19 protein-coding genes are annotated in these 20,075 nt (G+C 39.0%); 4 read left to right on the plus strand and 15 right to left on the minus strand.

Annotation, left to right across the window (positions count from 1 at the left end; genetic code table 11):
• The first annotated feature begins 310 nt into the window (after positions 1-310).
• Together PBAT_RS01820 and PBAT_RS01825 are read left to right on the plus strand one after the other, a co-directional pair.
• Complete coding sequence (locus tag PBAT_RS01820) at positions 311-2,494, plus strand: alpha/beta hydrolase family protein (protein ID WP_169810073.1); 2,184 nt, start codon at positions 311-313, stop codon at positions 2,492-2,494.
• A 34-nt stretch (positions 2,495-2,528) separates the two neighbouring features.
• A complete protein-coding gene (locus tag PBAT_RS01825) occupies positions 2,529-2,759 on the plus strand; it encodes a hypothetical protein (RefSeq protein ID WP_084402752.1) in 231 nt (76 codons plus the stop codon).
• Positions 2,760-2,819: 60 nt separating this feature from the next.
• On the opposite strand, the gene PBAT_RS01830 is transcribed toward PBAT_RS01825, so the two are convergent.
• The 10 genes from PBAT_RS01830 to PBAT_RS01875 form a co-directional block, all read right to left on the minus strand.
• A complete protein-coding gene (locus tag PBAT_RS01830; RefSeq protein ID WP_068646027.1) occupies positions 2,820-3,722 on the minus strand; it encodes a sensor histidine kinase in 903 nt (300 codons plus the stop codon).
• A gap of 28 nt (positions 3,723-3,750) precedes the next feature.
• Positions 3,751-4,569, minus strand: a complete 819-nt coding sequence (locus PBAT_RS01835) for an ABC transporter permease (RefSeq protein ID WP_068646028.1) — start codon at positions 4,567-4,569, stop codon at positions 3,751-3,753.
• Positions 4,566-5,486 (minus strand): ATP-binding cassette domain-containing protein, encoded by a 921-nt coding sequence (locus PBAT_RS01840; protein WP_068646029.1) that lies wholly within the window; start codon positions 5,484-5,486, stop codon positions 4,566-4,568. Before PBAT_RS01840 ends, PBAT_RS01835 begins: the two co-directional genes overlap by 4 nt.
• Before the next feature lie 119 nt (positions 5,487-5,605).
• Positions 5,606-6,301 (minus strand): response regulator transcription factor, encoded by a 696-nt coding sequence (locus PBAT_RS01845; protein ID WP_068646030.1) that lies wholly within the window; start codon positions 6,299-6,301, stop codon positions 5,606-5,608.
• 133 nt (positions 6,302-6,434) lie between these two features.
• Positions 6,435-7,493, minus strand: coding sequence for a glycosyltransferase family 2 protein (locus PBAT_RS01850; protein ID WP_068646031.1), 1,059 nt, complete (start codon positions 7,491-7,493; stop codon positions 6,435-6,437).
• 256 nt (positions 7,494-7,749) lie between these two features.
• Positions 7,750-9,093, minus strand: a complete 1,344-nt coding sequence (locus tag PBAT_RS01855; protein WP_068646366.1) for a lytic polysaccharide monooxygenase — start codon at positions 9,091-9,093, stop codon at positions 7,750-7,752.
• Positions 9,094-9,614: 521 nt separating this feature from the next.
• Positions 9,615-10,307: an ABC transporter permease gene (locus PBAT_RS01860; protein ID WP_068646032.1), complete on the minus strand. Its 693-nt coding sequence runs from the start codon at positions 10,305-10,307 to the stop codon at positions 9,615-9,617.
• Positions 10,300-11,223: an ABC transporter ATP-binding protein gene (locus tag PBAT_RS01865; protein ID WP_068646033.1), complete on the minus strand. Its 924-nt coding sequence runs from the start codon at positions 11,221-11,223 to the stop codon at positions 10,300-10,302. The genes PBAT_RS01860 and PBAT_RS01865 overlap by 8 nt, the downstream gene beginning before the upstream one ends.
• A 100-nt stretch (positions 11,224-11,323) precedes the next feature.
• Positions 11,324-12,259, minus strand: coding sequence for a sensor histidine kinase (locus PBAT_RS01870; RefSeq protein ID WP_068646034.1), 936 nt, complete (start codon positions 12,257-12,259; stop codon positions 11,324-11,326).
• A 1-nt stretch (position 12,260) separates the two neighbouring features.
• Positions 12,261-12,959 (minus strand): response regulator transcription factor, encoded by a 699-nt coding sequence (locus tag PBAT_RS01875; protein WP_068646035.1) that lies wholly within the window; start codon positions 12,957-12,959, stop codon positions 12,261-12,263.
• A gap of 275 nt (positions 12,960-13,234) precedes the next feature.
• On the opposite strand from PBAT_RS01875, the gene PBAT_RS01880 reads away from it, so the two are divergent.
• The gene (locus PBAT_RS01880; protein WP_068646036.1) at positions 13,235-14,653 is read left to right on the plus strand and encodes a DNA-binding protein; all 1,419 of its coding nucleotides are present in this window, start codon (positions 13,235-13,237) and stop codon (positions 14,651-14,653) included.
• 133 nt (positions 14,654-14,786) lie between these two features.
• Here PBAT_RS01880 and PBAT_RS01885 read toward each other — a convergent pair whose 3' ends face one another.
• From PBAT_RS01885 to PBAT_RS01900, 5 genes are all read right to left on the minus strand, one after another.
• Positions 14,787-15,551 (minus strand): DUF6081 family protein, encoded by a 765-nt coding sequence (locus PBAT_RS01885; RefSeq protein WP_068646037.1) that lies wholly within the window; start codon positions 15,549-15,551, stop codon positions 14,787-14,789.
• A 44-nt stretch (positions 15,552-15,595) separates the two neighbouring features.
• Complete coding sequence (locus PBAT_RS01890; RefSeq protein ID WP_246168300.1) at positions 15,596-16,519, minus strand: prenyltransferase; 924 nt, start codon at positions 16,517-16,519, stop codon at positions 15,596-15,598.
• Between the two features lie 160 nt (positions 16,520-16,679).
• Positions 16,680-17,213 (minus strand): GNAT family N-acetyltransferase, encoded by a 534-nt coding sequence (locus PBAT_RS01895; protein ID WP_068646038.1) that lies wholly within the window; start codon positions 17,211-17,213, stop codon positions 16,680-16,682.
• A 115-nt stretch (positions 17,214-17,328) separates the two neighbouring features.
• Positions 17,329-17,436 carry a YjcZ family sporulation protein gene (locus PBAT_RS25740; protein ID WP_211267811.1) on the minus strand — a complete coding sequence of 36 codons (108 nt, stop codon included), beginning with the start codon at positions 17,434-17,436 and terminating at the stop codon, positions 17,329-17,331.
• A 95-nt stretch (positions 17,437-17,531) separates the two neighbouring features.
• Positions 17,532-18,200, minus strand: coding sequence for a hypothetical protein (locus PBAT_RS01900; RefSeq protein WP_246168301.1), 669 nt, complete (start codon positions 18,198-18,200; stop codon positions 17,532-17,534).
• Positions 18,201-18,451: 251 nt separating this feature from the next.
• Here PBAT_RS01900 and PBAT_RS01905 point away from each other — a divergent pair, with 251 nt between their 5' ends.
• Positions 18,452-20,053: an ABC transporter substrate-binding protein gene (locus PBAT_RS01905; protein ID WP_068646040.1), complete on the plus strand. Its 1,602-nt coding sequence runs from the start codon at positions 18,452-18,454 to the stop codon at positions 20,051-20,053.
• Positions 20,054-20,075 lie beyond the last annotated feature (22 nt).

A 20,075-nucleotide genomic window follows, 5' to 3' on the forward strand; every position in this document is an offset into this window, starting at 1 on the left:
TATTTGAATGCATTGAACAATGTATACTCCCATTTCACACTGGAAATTCTACCAATGCTTTGAGTGATATTCCCCCTATGAATTAGCCGAATGCTCCTCTAGAGAAGTATTCCTAACTTCCATTTCCGAGACATATTTCTGATCCTACCACATCCTATTATATTACATACTGATCAATAAGTAACAACACAAAACAACCATGCGCGTGCTACAATAGTCGTATATACTTTCTACTTAAATTGACTAGGGAGACCTCATGGAACTCGAAACGACGATATACACACCAGTAAAACCTTCATTTCCCTCACGAATGAGATTTCGGGTCAAGACAACGTTCGCCTTAGATACACGTTTTTGGAGGATCGCTCAAAGTGGTGTTTGGGCTTCATTCTGTTTTATATTTGCGTTAACATCACTCAGTATGCCAACTGGATTAGGAACTACCCTTGATATATTCTTATCTATCACAGTTGGTACTCTTGGACTCGCAATTTCAGCGATCCTACTAGCATTACTACTCGCCTTGATTGGACTTCCTATTCCACGTCTATTTATTGGTGGGGTTTTATTTGATTTGATCGCTACTTACTTGTTGTTTTGGATTCCAGGAAGTGGCATAGCCGTATCCATCGCTTCATCCGTGATCATCACCTTACTAGGTGTGCTCTTAGGTTGTTGGATGGCGATTATAGCTAGCCAGCATATCAAGACACGGACCAAATGGATATTCTCTATTACGCTTTGCATCCTGGCATCCATCGTCATAAGTCTCCTCTCTAGTGAAAAGTCAGATATCAATCGGGAGTTCAGCATCTCCAATAGTGAAGTCTCTACCATTCCACTTTCAAGTCCAGCGGACCCAGGATTATTCGACACGACGTATTTCACTTACGGGAGCGGTTATGATTTACACCGAGAGGAATACGGACTTAAGGCCGAACTCAAATCATCGACCGTTGACGCCTCTTCCTATATTAACAAATGGCCTAGGCTACGTTCCCTGTTTTGGGGATTTGACCAGAAGTCACTCCCTTTAAATGGTAGAGTCTGGATGCCTGCGGGTGAAGGCCCATATCCGCTTGTGTTGATGGTTCATGGCAATCATTTAATGGAGGATTATTCCGATGGTGGATATGGCTATCTCGGTGAGTTGCTCGCTAGTAGAGGATTTATTGCCATTTCGGTAGACGAGAACTTCCTGAACTATTCTGTGTGGTCGAATATACCAGAGAATGATATCAAGGCACGTACTTGGCTTCTTCTCAAGCATTTACAACAAATCGAAATATTCTCTGACCAGTCTAATTCTCCGTTCTATCATAACGTCAACTTCGAGCAAATTGCTCTCATAGGTCATTCTCGAGGTGGCCAAGCGGTTGCTATGGCTGCAGACGCAGAGCGTTGGTTCCGATCGGATCCAGATTTAAAAAATGATCTTAACAACTTTTCTATTAAAGCCGTGATCGCTCTTGCACCGACGGATACAAAGGTCGATGGAATACAAGCGAAACTCCGTAATATCAGCTATATGGTACTTCAAGGGTCACGCGACGGAGATTTGAACGAATATTTCGGTGAACGTCAATATGATCGTGCTAGCTTCACCCCTGATGCAGTAGGATTTAAAACCTATCTTCATATTCCCAATGCGAACCACTCCCAGTTCAATACCTCATGGGGAGGGCTCGATATAAGTATGCCGAAAGGGCTGTTGCTCAATCGAAGTGAAATGATGCTGGCATCTGATCAAAGACAAATCGCTAAGGTGTATATTTCTGCCTTTCTAGAAACTACGCTACATGATTCTCAAGACTATAATCCATTATTTCGTGATTACCGAACAGGACGTGATTGGCTACCTGATTCCATCTATTACAACAGATACGAGGATGGTAATTTCTTGGCGCTTGCAAGATACGATGAAGACAAAGACAGAACAACCCTTTTAAATAAAGGTACAGCCGAAGCAAGTAATGGACTACGGTGGAGTGAAGAAGCTAGCACCTCACAGAATAAGAGTGTTCTTTTGGAAAAAAGAGGAAACAAATCGCAACCATCGTCCTACTCACTGAGTTGGGATGAGGGCAAAATAATAAATCAGTTCACAGAAGCCGACGGATTGTCCTTATCGATCGCAGACCAAAGTATGGAAGTAGGGCTTGAACAGAATAATATTCTCCCTCTTTCCGAAATCACGATTACATTAGACACGAGTGATGGCGTGTCAGTTACCCTTCCATTGTCTCAATTCATGACTCTACAACCCATGATTATCCCTCAGTTCACAAAAAATAAGTGGCTAGAGAAACATTTCGATGATGGGAACTATAATTTGCCTGAGAAAGCAATATTACAAACGATTGAATTACCTTTTGAAGATTTTGAAAGAGCTAATTCCAACTTCAAACCAGCTCATATCCATAGGTTTACATTAAATTTCAATACGGGTCCTATCAAAATCATATTGGATGATGTGGGGCTATATCGAAATTAAAGAAAAGTGTACAATAGTTAGGGAGGTGATTGACGTGGACAACGAAATACTTCGTTATACATTTGCATATAAGGTCTTATCCACAGGTAATGAGGAACAGATTAGCGTATTTGCCGATAGCAAAGAGAAAGCTTCTGAGCTAGCTTTAGAAACTGCTTATGATTATGAGTTTACTTCTAAGGAAGACATTGAAATGGGACAACTCTTGAGCATTTCTAAAGCTGTTGGTGACAATTACGTTGAATGTGCAGGTTGCGCATCCTAAACACAACAAGAGGCATCCCGAAGTCATAGAAATGGCTGGGATGCCCTTTTTTTAAGATTATTAATTCGGACGACTCTCCATCCATTCACATATCATGCTAATCTCTGCGTTATCACACTCGGCTCGTATAGAACCTCTCATTTTCTCCATTAAACTTTTTGTAATCGAGAGTCCAAGTCCCTTACCAAGACCTGTCCTAACTTGATCCTCCGTATAGAATCGATCGAAAATCATACGCATATCGACCGCGACATATACCTCATTACAAATAATAAGTCGAATATATCTTCCAAATTGCTCAAGAGCAACAGATACATTACCTTTACCATGAGAAAGTGCATTGTTTAAAAGGTTTTCAATCACTCGTTTGACCGCTGATTCATCAGCCATGATATATAGAGAATGTTCAGGTATAGTGACCAATGGCTCTTTGTCTTTTTCCATAAAAGAATCATAATACCCCAATAGAGTATTCGTCAGCAGGTCATTCATATTCACACGCTTGATCGATAGTTCATAATCCATAGACTCTATGACAGACAATTCAAAGAAATCGTTCAGTAAGCTCTTGAGCCTGTTTCCTCGACTGATAGCAACTCCTTGATACTCCACTCTCTCTTCGATAGTCAAATCTTCCCCATTCAATAGTTGTAAGTAGCCAAGGATAGATGTTAATGGTGTCCTTAAATCGTGTGATATATTCGCAACAGCTTGTTTCAGTTCATGTTCCGTTCGTCTCTTCTCCGCCGTCTCTTGAGCAATCGTATCCATCAGTAGATTCACTTCCACAGTAAGTTGTTCCATATCTTTATCTATAAGTGATACTTCAATTTTTTGCAAAGAGTCAGAATTACGATAATATGTAAGTTGTGTCGTCACACTTTTAATCTCTCTTTTCAACAATAACCAGCGAGCGAACATCCACCCGAGTAGTAGTAAAGTAACCACGTTAAAAATTAGCATGAATGTTCCCCCCGCCTGTTCTGCTATATTATTTCACTTCTTTTCGTCCAAATGCCCCAATTCCGCTAAAGAGAAGTACAAATAAAGTAATCAATCCAATACATATATTCCGGACAATTTCTGTTGTTGATAGAATAGGGCTAAACGCAGCACCAATCTGATGTAATATCGTATATTCATAGACCGTAAGAATAACAGGGAAGGAACTTCCTAGTATCAAGAAGAACAAGCATAGGCCTACAATGATTGTAATCGATAGAATAATTGCCTTTCCACTCTCTTCTACCACAACACCTATAAATACGAGTAAGGCAGAGAATGCAGCAAGTTGGACTAAGGCTAAGCCGAGGATTCGAACGATAAGTACCAACGATATGCTATCACTTGCCGTAATGAATCCATTAGCTAACATCGCACCGCAAGCTGCAATTAACGGGAAGATGAGCCAGATCACAATAACACCTATAAAGTATGCTATCCATTTTGAAATGAAAATTTCACTGCGACCTCTTCCACAACCAATTACATTCTTTACGACACCTGTCTTATATTCATTTGATATAAAGAACCCCGCAAACATCCCAAGTAACAGCGATAGAAATATAGGATTACTTGCTGCTCGTAGTGTAATTAGGAAGGTTGCCATACCCGTCGCACTATACTTGGGTCCTTCTTCAGGTCCTCCCACCATAAATCCGCCTGTAATATCAAGAAAGAGTACCCCTTTAGAAGATAAGGTAATAAACACCGCATGAAGAATGCCCCACATTGCCATGATCAATAAGAGTACCCAGAACATTTTATCTCGTCTTAACTTGTAGAACTCTGCTCTCACCAGATTACTCAAACGTGACCACCTCCGACTAATCTTGTGAAATAGCTCTCCAAGTCATCACTTATCGGCGTAAGCTGCTCGAGGAGAATTCCATGCTCTATTAATAGCTTAGAAATCTTCCCGGTTTCGTTGAGAAAGCCGAACAGTTTGATCGTACCGTCTTGCATGACCACAAAGTTCGTGGTCCCAAGTTCTCTTTCCAACACTGTAACTGCCTTCTCGACTTCATTTACCTTAATAAGTAAAAATTTCTGCAAATGATTGTTTAGTTCTGTCGCCGATAGTTGCTCCAGCAGTTGTCCGTTGTGAATGATGCCATAGGTCGTTGCCAATTGATGAAGTTCCGCTAAGATATGGCTTGATATAAATACGGTCATTCCCTTTTCACGATTAAGCTTCTTAAGGAGATCTCGTAATTCAACAATTCCCATAGGATCAAGTCCGTTCGTCGGTTCATCGAGAATAAGAAACTCCGGATCACCTAGAAGAGCAATTGCCAATCCAAGTCTTTGTTTCATCCCTAACGAGAAGTTCTTCACCTTCTTACGCCCTGTATTCCCGAGCCCAACTAGGGTTAACGTACGTTGAATACATTCGCTACCTGGAATACCTCTCTGTAGTCGACAGACTTCTAAATTCTGTTCAGCCGTCATGTGTAAGAATAATGCTGGCGTCTCCACAATCGCTCCCATGCGTTTCCTTGCTTCGACTAATCCCTTATCATCACTATTACCGAACAATTCCACTTCTCCATCACTTGGCTTAGCTAGTCCCATGACGATCCGAAGTAACGTGGACTTCCCAGCGCCATTTTGACCAATAAATCCATAAATATCACCTTTTTTTATCGTTAAATCTACCTGGGTAAGCGCATAGTCTGACTTATATCTTTTGGTGAGCTTCTTGGTTCTCAGTACATATTCACTCATGGTTACAACACCCTTCTCATGTGATAACCTTATTCTACGAACTAAAACATAAGAAACGTTTAAGAAATGTATTAAGAATTCCTTAATTCCTTAATTCCTTAATTCCTTAATTCAAATTTCTAATACAATCGATAACCCATACCCCAGATTGTCTCAATATAGTCCTGTTCTGAATCTAACTTAGCAAGTTTGCTACGCAAATGACTTATATGTACATTAACTGTGTTCGTATCCTCATGCATATATTCTTCGCCCCAGATGCTTTCGAACACATTTACCTTGGAGAATACTTTGCGAGGATTCATCATCAGTAGCTCAAGAATGGCGAATTCTCTAGCTGTCAGTATCAACTCACGCTCCAGAACAAACACACGCTTCAACTCTCTGTCTAATGAAACGGATTGGTACTTAAGAATATGACTCTCTATGGGTTCATCTAATCGTTGATATCTTCTAAGAAGAGAATCTACTCTAGCTGCAACCTCTTCAACGTCGAATGGTTTGGTAATATAATCATCCGCACCCGCGCGGAGTGCAGCGACTTTGGTGGACTGTTCACCTTTCGCTGAGATCACGATGATGGGCACAGCAACTTTCAGCTCATTAATTTGTTCTATTACCTGTTCTCCGCTTAATCCAGGAAGCATTAGATCCAGTAGAATCAATTGCCACTTCTGTGCTCCAAGATATAATAAGGCTTCAGTACCTGAAAAAACAGGCTGTACGTGATATCCACTATTTCTCATCATTCTGCACAATAACTGGTTAATATCGTTATCATCTTCTGCTACTAGAATATGTATAGGCATCTTCATCGCTTCATCTCCTACTGTTATTCTACAATACAATTGGACAATTAACCCAAATGAAAAACACACTAAATAGACGCGGAAGCATTGATCCGCGCCATTAAATAAAATATTCTTGACCCTAGTTCACACATTTGATCTACCACAGATTAAGTGCCAGTCTCAAGAAGCCACTTCCGCTTTTTATCGACAATACGAGGCGGAGCCAAAGCACCAAATTAAAAATCGTTACCTTGCTCTTCAGGGAGGAACGACAATAACCTAATGCCTTCTCTCTGTTGAGCCTATTAATATAGCTTAAAGTGAAATACTTACTAGAAATGCCTATATCTATATTTCGCAAAGATCTATGCTTCCCCTTCAAGTTATCCGCATTCTCTACCTTACTTCTTATAAGAGTCCTTACTTGAATAGATTTATGCGATAATGCTTCCAACTTCTCCATAACCACCTTGTTCGTATGAAGCGTATCGGGATCTAGCTTCCATCTGTCGCAGAAGAAATATATGCTGTCAGGCGATTGATTATACACAGAATGAGGTTTTGTAATTAACGCTATCTTGCAACGATCGAAAAATTGAATCAAAAATGTAGTGTCCTCTCCCAGATACAACTCCTCATTAATGAGTCCAAAGGTTTGGAGTAATTCCCTCTTAAATACCATCGTATTTAACTGAAAGAAGTTTCTAGTATGCGATAGAAATTGCTCGAATAACCCGTCTTCAAATAGAATGACGTCAGGATAAGATGTATTGATTGTTCTCATCTTACTTATGAGCTTCTGTTCCACCTTATTATCAAAATTATGTACCGTCTTAGGACCATGCTGCTCCACCCATAAGGCAAAGCTGATTTCGGCTTCAGTTCGAACTATTACGTCTAAGCTGTCCTGCAAATGACAAGTGTACCAATGGTCATCAGAATCAAGAAAGGAAAGCAACTCCCCTTTCGCACATAACATTCCGAAGTTTCTTGCTCCACCCGGTCCCTTGGATCTATCATTAACTACGTAATTGATTCTTGCATCTTGTCGTACAAATTGCTCCACTACTTCCCTAGTATTATCAGTACTACGATCATCCACGACAATTAATTCCCAATGAGTATAGGTTTGTTCTAGGATCGACTTGATTGATGCTGAAATAACGTTCGCTCTGTTGTATGCAGGCATCACAATACTAATTAAGGGCTGATTCATCCATTTCTCCTCTCAAATCGTAGTGCACGTAAAGGCATCTCCACGGAAAATCCAGTATATTGGCGGTTGATAGATTCATATGAACTTTCAAAGTTATTTTAAGGTTTGAATATTTACTAGTCAAGTCAATATTGTAAATAAAGTAATTTTATTACAAAAAAATAATTCGACTATTTCTAATGAGGGAGATGACTCCTGATTCCTCAGAAGTCATCTCCCTCATTATTTAAGACTACAATGTACAATGCAGCTAAAGTTAAGGAATCAATTTCCAAACATCAGCTCCAGCGGAACCTGGAGCTTGTCCCTGAGTCCACCATTTGGCCTCATAGTTAACACCGTTATATGTCACCTTGTTGCCTCCAACATAAGCGGTTGAAGAATTCCATGCTGGATAAGTCGTAGGGGCAGCCGGCGTAGTAACGTTTAGCGTATTACTAGCTGCTGACACGTTACCTGCCGCATCAACAGCTTTCACTGTAAATGTATAAGCTGTATTCGGGCTCAGATTGCTAACAAGATAATCTAGAGTCGATCCTGAAAGGTTAGTCACGAGTGTAGTGCCCGAGAATACACGGTACCCCGTCACTGCTACGTTATCACTCGATGCGTTCCACATCAAAGGCACTGTCGTTGAAGTTGTACTACCCATGACATGCAAGCTTGTTGGGGCAGATGGTGCCTCAATATCAGGTCCTACGACCGTAAGCGTAGTGAACGCAGCAGCATTGCTCACTGGGGATACGTTGCCAGCTGCATCTACTGCTTTTACAGTTATATTGTACGTTGTATTGGATGTTAGACCAGTCAAATTATAGCTGAGTGCCCCAGTAGTGGAAGCAATCTGTGTTGAACCATTAAAGATCTTATAACCAGTTACACCAACATTGTCCGTGGCAGCACTCCATGTAACCGTTGCACTTGTCGTTGCAATATTAGATACTGCTACGCTTGCAGGTGCCGTTGGCGCTGCGGTATCAAGATTACCAGGGAAGTTTACATCGATGACATTATAGAAGGCATTAGCTGTGTCTGAAATTGACCAAACGGCCAGAATGACTTGGTATCCCGTTCTGCTAGGAACGTTGCACGTATCCGAATAGCTATTTCCTGGCGTCCCAGAATAGGATACATTACAGAAAGGTGTTAGATCGAAGGAAGCACGGGTAAGTGGTGCATTAGGATCCCAGTCTTGCTTCGTAATGTAATATTTCCAGCTTGACGTGGCGTGAGGAACTTTAATATTCCAATTGAACGTCGTCGGACCAGCGCTTAAGTTCACCTTAGACCAGCGAGTTGCTGATTGTTGGTCTAGTGGAGCGAACTGACCGTTAGCACTTGCAATTTTACCGTCAGTTGGACCTGCCGCTGGAAATCCTTTAAGTGCTTCAAGACTGTATGGTTCATAAATGATAAGACCACAATTCGTGTTGACCCCACTAGCACATAGCGCTGCACGGCTCGATGGATTACTTACATAACCGTGCGCAGACGCATTCCCCTCGAAAACAAAGAACATAGCAAGAGCGAGCAACGTCATTATGCTACTTGCAACTAGTGATTTAATCTTTCCTGGTCTAGATAATCGTAGTGTTGTCATTATAAATACCCTCCTCTTAATGTTCTTACTGATACGAATCAGAGCTAAGTAACCGTCGCGACCGAACAGCAAATGAGCCTTAAATAAAAGAACTCCAACGCCACCCCCTAGAAGCTCATAATCAATAACTAGCATGATTTTCAAAGAGACAGTTACCCTACCCTCCTTGGGAAGAATGTTTATATAAACTCTCTATGAGTTTATATCGATACAAACTATGAAAGCGGTTACAACTTGAGGTTGAATTTATACTAGGATGTTCAAGATAGCCACATATATCAATAAAATTATTATATATGTATAATCACATATTATACATATATTGGACTATTATACAATAATTATTTATTTAAAATTTGATTATTTTATAAATATACTTAGTTCAGCGCATGGACTTGATAGATAATCTTACCTGAAAATTATTTTGCTTATGTCGCTCTCTCTACTTTCCTCAACATTTTCCAACAAAAAAAGTTCTGCCAATTACGCAGAACTTTGTCATATTTAGACTATACGGTTGACTATACAATATCCACTCTATCGATATTCCTAAAAGTGAAATAGGCTATACCCACACCTATCACAGCAAGTGTAAGAGGAATCGCGATAATATTACTAATTGAAAAATTACCGTTGTTAGAGTTAACTAAACTAATAATTAAAAGGGATGAAACAATCGTTGTAGGAACTGATTTCTTTCGCATTCCAAAATATATACAGATGAGACTCATCCCCGTTGCCGCTATAGACTGAACGACAATATTGACTAAAGCTGGTAATAACCATTTGTTAGATAGATCATTCGGAAAAAGGTTAATATAATGATTGAACATGATAAAAGCCCCTGATACAAACACATTTGAACCCACGATTACGATGAATGTCATCCCAGTGATCAGCAGGATCTTAGCAAGGATGATTTTTTTACGTTGGATGGGGTAGGTAAACAAAACCGAAATGGTATTACTCTTATATTCATCAATGATTAATTTGGCATAGAGTACCGATGCGAAAATAACAAACGTCACTCGAACGAAAGTTCCCACCACCGATAATGCGTCGGTTACGCCTGAAAACATCGGACCTTCATCTATACTCTCTACATAAGGAATTAAGCACATGAATAGAAGTATAAAGAAATTAGCTATCACAACCCCTTTGAAGTACCATCCAAATTTATTCTTCTTCATCTCCAGCTTCATCAAATTAAGCATAATTCTCAACCTCCTCAATTTGTGTTAAGAAGTATTCCTCTAACGACGCTGTCTTTTTATTAATCGATTCGATCGCAATGTCATTCATGATCAACATTTTGGAAATGTCAGATTGAGCTATGCTAGTCTCGTAAATACGAATAACTGAGTTATCCATTACTTTGAAATTCGTGATATGAAGCTTATTCTCCAGAATAAAGGTAGCCTTCTTGTAATCAGGTGTCTTGAGCTCCACATAGTCGGTATTCTGTCCCTTGATCGTGTCCATAGGTATCTCTTGAATCAGTCTTCCACTCTTAATGATGCCTATCGTATCCGCGATCATTTCAACCTCTCCCAATAGGTGACTGGAGATTAACAATGTCATTCCATACTCTTTACTCAACATACCGAATATATTTCTCATGTCTTTCATACCAACAGGGTCCAGTCCATTGATAGGTTCGTCTAGAATTAATAACTCTGGTTTCGTAATAATCGCTCTCGCGATACCAAGTCGCTGCTTCATACCTAGTGAGAACTCTCGGACAGCCTTATGATCCACGTTAGTTAAATGCACTAATTCCAGTGCTTCTTTAATGGCCTTCTTATTATAGAATCCCATATAGGCACAGTGGAGTTCTAGATTCTCAAGCGCAGTCAGCTTGTCATAAAAGACTGGGTACTCAATAATGCTACCTATTCTCTTTAGGTACTCGATTGACGATTGCTTTATTGGCTCTCCGAATATTTCAATGTCACCACTAGTCGGCTTAACCAGATTCAGTAACATCTTCATTATGGTCGTCTTACCTGCTCCATTGGGACCTAGGAATCCATATATCTGACCTTGGCTTACTCTCATACTCACATCAGTAACGACGTCTTTGCCTTGAAATGTTTTGGATAAATGGCTCGTGCTAAGGATAATACTCATTTTTATTGGCTCCTTCTAATGTTCTTATCTATAGATTAGAGCATAACCTTTTCTTTTTTATTTCTTAATTCTTAAGAAAATCTTACGAATACACAACTTGCTAATATGTAGCTCGTGGAAGTTGGACGGTAAAGGTCGTCCTTTTAAAAGGTATACTGCGAAGATGGATTTCCCCACCTAATTGTTCCACCAATCTTTTCGTTATGGTGAGACCCAGCCCGCTTCCTTGGAATGATCTATTCCTTGAGTCTTCGAGCGTATACATCCTTTCAAATACAAGATCATGATGTTGCTGATGAATACCTTTCCCTTGATCCCAGACATCAATATATACATAAGTCTCGTCATTTCTTAACGTTATACCTATGACTTTACCATCAGCTCCGTATCGAATTGCGTTATCCATGAGGTTATTTAATATTCGTTCCAAGGCTTCTTCATTCGCGTAGGCATATACCGGAGTTTCTGCAATTTCAATCGTAGGTTGAAGGAGATTTCGTTGGATTACATCATAGAACGAAAGAATACTATTCTTACACACACTATTCATGTTCACACGTGTGATAACAAAATCCTGATCATCTGACTCTAACTTAGCCAAATCAAAAAAGTTATGAATCATCTTTACGATCTCTTGCGCTTTTTGATGAAGCATCTTTAATAAACGTTCTTGTTCTTCCTTATCTAAGTTAGGTTCATGAAGAATCATTTCAATTGTTCCGAGAATGACGGTTAATGGCGTCTTTAAATCGTGGGACATATTAGCAAGCATTCGTCTCATAACCATTTCTGTTCGCGTAAAATGTGCTGTTAATTCTTGGTTAGCATCTAATAATAAATTCATCGACGTTAATAGGGATTGAAGGTTTACATCATCAGTCACTCTCAGTAGTTTCTCTGAAGAATTATTCTCTACAATAGCATTTAGTTTGTTATAACAATATTTCAAATCATCTGTTCTTCTACTCGAAGCTATGTATTGAAGCATAATGATGATACTTAATAGTAGAATGATACTAATAAATAGAATTGTCATACTAGAACTCTCCTAGTCTATAACCAATTCCCCATAGGGTCTTAATATACTGAGGCTCCGAAGGGATGTCTTCAATCTTCTCTCTCAATCTTCTCATATGTACATTAATGATATTCTCATCTCCATAATAGGGTTCATCCCATACCGATTGATAGATATGTTCCTTAGTGAATACCTTTTTAGGATTCGTCATTAATAACTTCAGAATCTGCAATTCCTTAGAAGTTAACTTTAGTTCTTGTCCATTCTTGCTAACCGTTAGATTGTCCATATCCATCACGATCTCATGAATCTCGACGATGTTCGTTCTATGAACAACAGGGACATTCATATGATAATTCGCTCGCCTTAGCGCCGCTTTAATTCTAGCCGAGAGTTCTATCATTGAGAACGGTTTAGGAATATAATCATCTGCTCCAAAACCCAGTCCTAGTGCCTTATCTACCTCACCGTCTTTCGCAGATACAATCAGAATCGGAATCAGACTTTTCTCTCTAATTATTCTCAAGAAATCCATCCCACTTAATTTCGGAAGCATCAAATCTAGAAGAATTAAATCGAATGCACCTTCGGTAAATTTCCGTAAGGCCTCTTCTCCGTCATGCGCATGAACGACCGAAAACCCCTCTTTTTTCAGGTAATTCATTACCATCTCGCTAATGGAAGGTTCGTCTTCTACGAGTAATATTGTTCCTGACATTTTATTTCCCCCTGCTACGTATCACTTGTTATATCTATGATTGTATCTTACTTCTAACACATTATCATCCCACTAAATGGAAAATAAATGCTAGTAAAATCCATTATTTCAAACGAATGATCTACCCTATCCTAACTCCTTGGCCTCCAACTACTTTCTACCTAAAGATTGGATATATTCCATTGACCGGTATACTATTAGTATATATAATTCATATATACTTACAATGTGCCAAATAAGTGCTTAATATTGCAGTCATGGAGGTGTTTTCGTTGATGAAACAAAACACTACGGTCCGATCAGAAATAGAAGAATACATAAGACAATCAGGAGTGGACCTACAATCATTCTCCAACTCAATCGGCTTGGACCCACCGATGTTAAGTGCGATGTTACATAGTAATCCCCTAACCATGTCTATAGAACAACTAGATCTTATTACTGCTGGTATGGGACTCTCAGAAGGAAAGTTATTCGAATTATATATAGTAGAGTGCTTCGAAACTACTAATCCGGACTGGGAGAGAATAAGACCCTTTCTAAATCGATGTGCAGAACTAAATCGTCATGATTCTATTCGTAAAGTACTAAGTGGTCTTGTTAAAGATTCAAATCAGACAACCGAAATATTTGATGCAGCCGAATTTCTATTAGAACGAGGCTTGCAAGAAGCTGCTGCAATCATTTACCAGAGTGTTATAGAGACTGAGGAATTAAATCATTCGGAACGCTTAGCGATTAGTTACTATAGACTCTTTCAGATTTATAGACAAGATGGACATAAGAGCTTCATGATTGCTATGCAATTCATTCCTTATCGACATCGATTGCCAGATGCATATGCTCTTGATGGGCTATTAATGCTAACCCAACTGTTTGCAGTTAAACAAAAGTGGGATGAAGTCGAAAATTATTCTGTTGAATTGAGTCAACTAGCTGAAAATATCTACCTTAAGCAGCAGCAGTGGGAAGATCCTGAATTCAATCCTTCTCGCCCTCTTGTATATTACTATGCACAAGGATATTTGTTTAAAGCAGGTTCTTATGAGCATCGTGGGATGTTTGAAGAATCAAAGAAATGGATTGCAAAATATGCTGATATGAGTTGGCTTGAAAGGCTAGATGAGATAGGTATCTCGGAAGTGGAACGTTTTAAGATGTATGCTAAAGCTAACTTATTGTCCATTGAAATTAAAGAAGGAGACTTAACAAGGGTTTCAGAATACTTAGATTTTCTCAAACAGTATCCTGATGAACTTGTAGATGGATTAACGACGTTGCTGGATACTTCCAATCGGAACAATGTGTTTATTGACGAATACCTCGATGTTTTTGCCGATAAAATTGCACAGTATAAAATTAATCACAAAGAAGGTTGGAATAATCAAACCGTTACATATTACTACAAGGAACCCTTTTACTCCTATCGCTTTCACTTGTTTTTCCGAAAATATGCTTTATATTGTTTCCGAAAAAACCTTCTAAGAGAAGGTCTAGAGAATGTTTTAAAAAGCTTTAGACTTTCATTCAATATAAATAGTAAAGATGGTATGGTCAACAGTATGGCGTTATTTGAAATGCATCGACCACATGCAACCGAAGCACAACAATCTGTTTATAGTGGAATATGTAAGGAGGTGTGGGAATATGAAGAAAATCTACGTCCGTTTGGCGACTCAATTTATGACGGTTAGTATTGTAGGAACCGGTATAGCACTTTATACTCATGGTTTATTTAATTAAACAAACAAGAGCTGTCTGCAAGAAGTCTTAAAGACTTCACGCGGACAGCTCTCTTTTATATATCTAAATGAAATGGTTGTTTATTTATTCATTCAAATCCTCTTTCTTCGATTCCTTCTGCCCCTCCGTTGTCGTAACAGTTATAGGCGACCATTCCGCAATTACGGTCTGTCCATGGACAGATACACTTCCTTCAGGCGATAAGTCCTTCTCTGTCATCATGCCCAGTGCAATTGTGAATTGATTCAACTTGATCGGAATATTCTTGTCTCGTCTGATCTCTTCGCCATTCAAATAGAAAATAGCTTCATCCGTAACACGGTTATACGTAATTTTATAGGTGTTAAATTCTCTTGCTTTGAAGTTCGTATCTTCTTTAAAGATGCAGAAAAAGCGTGTCTTATCCGATGGTGGCACTACAACTCCAGGAAAAGGAAGAATACCAAACACACTAGCATACTTATCATTTCCAGCAAAGAAGTCCAGCGCTGCACCCGTTGTGAAGTCAAGTAAATTCAAGGACACATATCCATCGTACAGGTCATTTGGAGCTGTATTCTGTGTACGAGCACGGATATCAAGTTCGAAGCTTATTTCTCCTGCTTCAGGTACAATGACAGGCTCTACGGAGTAATACATATGTTTCGCATTGTCTAGAATTTGAACGTGGTCATTCTGGCGACTTAGTGTAGCGCGAGCATATAGAATTCCATTACGTACAATTACGACAGCGTCCGGTTCACGATACTCCCAGAAGGTTCCGTCTGGAAGTGGGAAGCCACCCATCTTCCAGACTTGTCCTTCATCTAAAATGGTATGAAAATCACCAATCACTCGTGTATGTTCCATCTACAATCCCTCATTTCTTCTAATTATGATTGTTTCTATTATTGTTAAATTAACCCTTGAATGATCATGATTACGATAAGGAGTAGCCCGAATCTAAACGTTGCCTTTACGGAACCCCCCATGAGTGGTAAATAAGCTCTTGAAGGGTTCTGATCCTTCAATTTACCATAAACTTGGTACAGCGGAATGAGCACTAACCATGCAATCAACGCATAATACGGTAGCGATCCCACGAGAACAGCTACTAACAGCGATATTACAGCAAGGAGAAGTAATACCTTTGAGAATCGAAGTGCTTTTGCCTCACCCCATACTACAATCAAGGTTTTCTTACCCGCTTGAAGATCTAGCTTCCAATGTAAGAAGTGATGATTAAACAGAATAAGAGTTGTAAGTAATCCTATTGGTAAAGATAAAACAAATGCACGAATATCCATATGGGATGTCTGAACATAATAAGCACCCATTACTGGTAATACACCAAAAGAAAGTAAAATAGCAATTTCACTGAAACCTTTTCCTCGATAACCTAGTCTCAATGGTGGAGCTACGTAGAAATAAGCGATCAATCCACCAAGCAGACCAAGAACAAATGCCCACCAACCACTAAAGATACTAAGAATAACACCAGACAGAATAGCTATTCCAAATAAAGACCATGTTACGATCGTATATACTTTAACACTCCATGTTCCGTTTGTCAGATACCCAGAGTGACTAGTTATCGCATCCACTTCTTCATTTGCACCCGTATCTGCACCATTCTTATAATCCCACAAGTCATTAATCATATTGGAAAATAGATGGGCAAGCCCTGCTCCAAGAAGTGTTAGCAAGAATAGCCATACATTAAATACGCCATCCCATACCCAAGCGCCTAGTGCGCCTAGAGCAACTGGAATGAGCATAACCATAACAATTGAAGCTCGTGAGGCCTTTAAAAACTGTCTGAACTTGTCCAAGTCCATGCCTTCCTTCTCTATAAGATATTGAACCAATCATGCAACTTGAAAATACCGCCTACACATATCATCGTAGACGGATTACTTGTAACATTCCTAACATACAGAATATCATATTTTGTTGGATTTTGTCATGATTATGAGACTGGATTAATCTTCTGTCTCCTTACAGTAACTTCTCATATTTACTAAATCCATTAACACCACCCATATATTTGTATCCACACTGGCTATAGAAACGATTTAGCGTTATATTGTCGCCGATACAATCCAGTCGAATTCGATCTTTATCGTTATAACAAACACCACTTTCAATCCAACGTAAAATATCTGCTCCAAGACCTTTCCCTGCATGATCACGATGAATAGCAAGTCTATGTACAAACACAGATGTGTTCAATTCACCTTCGTTCTCGCCCCACAAATCTTTATCCCATTCACTTACCATCTGCTTCAGAATAACAGTACCCACGCATACGCCATTTTCTTTAAATGCGAATACTTCACCACGCGAAATAGACCCAACCATATCATGACTATCTTCTCCACGCAACAAACCACTCCATTGACTTGAGCCTCTACTTTGCAACCATCTTGCAGTCTCAATTAGTATATCCATAATATCTTGGGTATCCCTCATGTTAGCTTGAGATGCCGTAACTCGCTCATTCACATAAGCATTACTTACGATTGATTCCATTCATTTCCTCCGTATTATTTATTATTAATCATAGAGACAGGCAAAAAGTAAAGCCGGTAGTATCTTAACCGGCTTTTCATTTTTCGCCTGCATCATAACTATTTCAATCATCTAATTATAGAATAAATGCTTTAGAAATAATAACTAACAAGATGAAAAGAACTAAAATTGCACCTGTAGATCCACCTAAACCGATTCCTCCGAAACCTCCAACTCCACTCATGATTCATTCCTCCTTTTTGACTAGGATACATCATAGCTTATTCAGGATACAGAATATGGAGAGGGCTAAAAGGCAATCAAATTAAAAAAACTCAGTTATTTATTATATCTGACAGGTTCCAATTTCTTAATAATGGTCTTAATTAATGGATCTAATGGATTTATGATCGTTCTATCGTGTTTATCTTCCACTTGTTCAGATGCTTCGACCATAGATAATTGGGCCACGGAAATGACTTTGTTGTCATTAGCAATGATTGTACTCAAGAACTTAGATACTGCCAAGTTATATTCTTCCCTTCTTCCTTGCATGATCAACTCAAACGTATCTTGAATAACGATAACCTCTACGTCGAGGAACTTCCCTTGAGTTGTAGCATGCTTGTAAAGACGACTCATCGTACCTTCTACCGTGGCAGGATTCGTAAATACAATAATCTGTGGTTGCTGGATATTGCAAATATATTCAAAGAAAGGTTCATCAATTTTAATAATTGGAGTAGTTATCGATAATCTCTCTTCTTCTAAACATGCAATATAATTTGTGCACGTAATGAGAATAGCATCCACCTTGTTTTGAGCAATCCATTCTATTTGCTCCTTCACTTTCCTCGCAGCATCTGAACGTGTGAAACTTTCATCACATGTAACTCGGTACATTAAGGCAGGGTCCACAAAATGTACTAATTCAATGCCATATTCGGATAGTGCCTTTTCTATATATTGAATATTCGAATAATGCGCGTGTAAGCATGCTAATCTCATCCTCAATTCACTCCCTCTTTTCATAAAACCTTTTGACTATTATACCTCTATCTATCATGTATACGAGCATTCGTCTTTAGTAGATTGTATCCATATTAATCCATAAAATGTTCTTTTTATACATGCAAAATACATCGAAAATATCATTTTATTTAATTCTTATAAGAAAACTTGGTTTAATGTCTTGTTTTGTCGAAAAGGACAGTTATAATAGAGTATAAATTACAAAAACATCTTAGGGGGATTTTCAAATGAAACACAGAAAACTATGGTTAACCGCTGTCTTTGCGCTTGTATTGGTACTGAGTGCATGCGGCGGTAACAACACAGCTCAAACAGATACTAGCGTTCCACAAGATACTGCTTCAACAGATAGCGGCCAACCGAAAGATGGCGGTTCGATCATCATCGCAGTTCAAGATGACCCTAAGGTTATGAATCCAATCTATGCAGGAGATCGAGTAACACTTACAGTTGACCAATCCTTGTACGCTCCGTTGTTTAATATTAATGATGGTAAGAAAACATATGTGCTTGCTGAAGATATAAAAGTATCAGACGACAACCTTACTTATACGATCAAGCTACGTGACGGATTGAAATGGCATGATGGCGAAGCCCTTAATGCAGATGATATCGTATTTACAGCGAATAGCATTCTAGATGAGAACCAACATAGCTTTCTACGTAGTCAATTCGTGTTGAATAATAAGCCAATCAAAGTTAACAAAGTGGATGACTTGACTGTAGAATTTATACTTCCGGAAGTAACTGCCGCTTTTGACGGGGCTCTTGTACAATTCTTCCCGATTCCAGAACATATTTTTGCAGGTGTTGCAGATATTGAGAAGAGTGACAAGAACAATGCTCCTATAGGTTCAGGTCCCTTCAAATTCAAAGAATATCGTGCAGGTGAATATGTGACGTTAGAAAGATTTGATGATTATTTTGCTGGTAAGGCTCATTTAGATACGGTAACTTATCGTGTCGCTAAAGATACGAATGCAGCTAATCTAGCACTTCAGAATGGTGAAATCCAAATGCGTATGGTAGACACTCAAGATTATAAAAAACTCAATGATACAGGAAAATTCAATCTGCTAACGTATTCTGAAGGTCGTCTTCAGTATATGGTCTTCAACCTCAATACCGATGTCATGCAGAAGAAAGAAGTTCGTCAAGCGATTGCTTATGCACTAGATAAGAATGAGATCATTACAGCTTCCTATACTTCCAATGAATTTGCAGAGCCTGCGTCTTCCATTCTCACACCTGATACATTGTACCAAACTAGCGATCTTGAAAAGTATGACTATAACCTAGAGAAGGCTAAACAACTGCTTGCCGATGCAGGCGTTAGCAACTTGAAGATTCGCTTAGCCTATACAAATACAAATAAGCCGCAAGAAAGCCAGGCCCTATATATCCAACAAAAACTCAAAGATGTAGGCATTGAATTGGAATTGTTACCAATGGATGGTACAGCATACGGAAATAGAACATTAGATTTGAACAACAAAGATTTCGAACTATCCTTTGGCGGCTACATTATGGGATACGAACCGGACGCTTATAAGACACTCTTCCAGAGTGATGCTGCATATAACTATTCACATTATAAGAATGCTGAGTTCGACAAACTATGGGACACTGCAGCTGTAGAAGTGGATACTACGAAACGTGCAGAATTGTATAAAGAAATTCAACAAACTGTAGCTAATGAAATGACCGTTTACCCGATCGCTTACACCAAAGCTATCGTTGCGGTGGACAATACTTATAGCGGTATAGAGGAAGCTACTCCAAAACCAGTCGTGATGCTAGAAGACTTTTCCCAAGTATACAAAAAATAAATGTAGCAATTCTTACTATAAA

This window comes from Paenibacillus antarcticus (assembly GCF_001637225.1).
GTDB classification, from domain to species: domain Bacteria; phylum Bacillota; class Bacilli; order Paenibacillales; family Paenibacillaceae; genus Paenibacillus_AQ; species Paenibacillus_AQ antarcticus.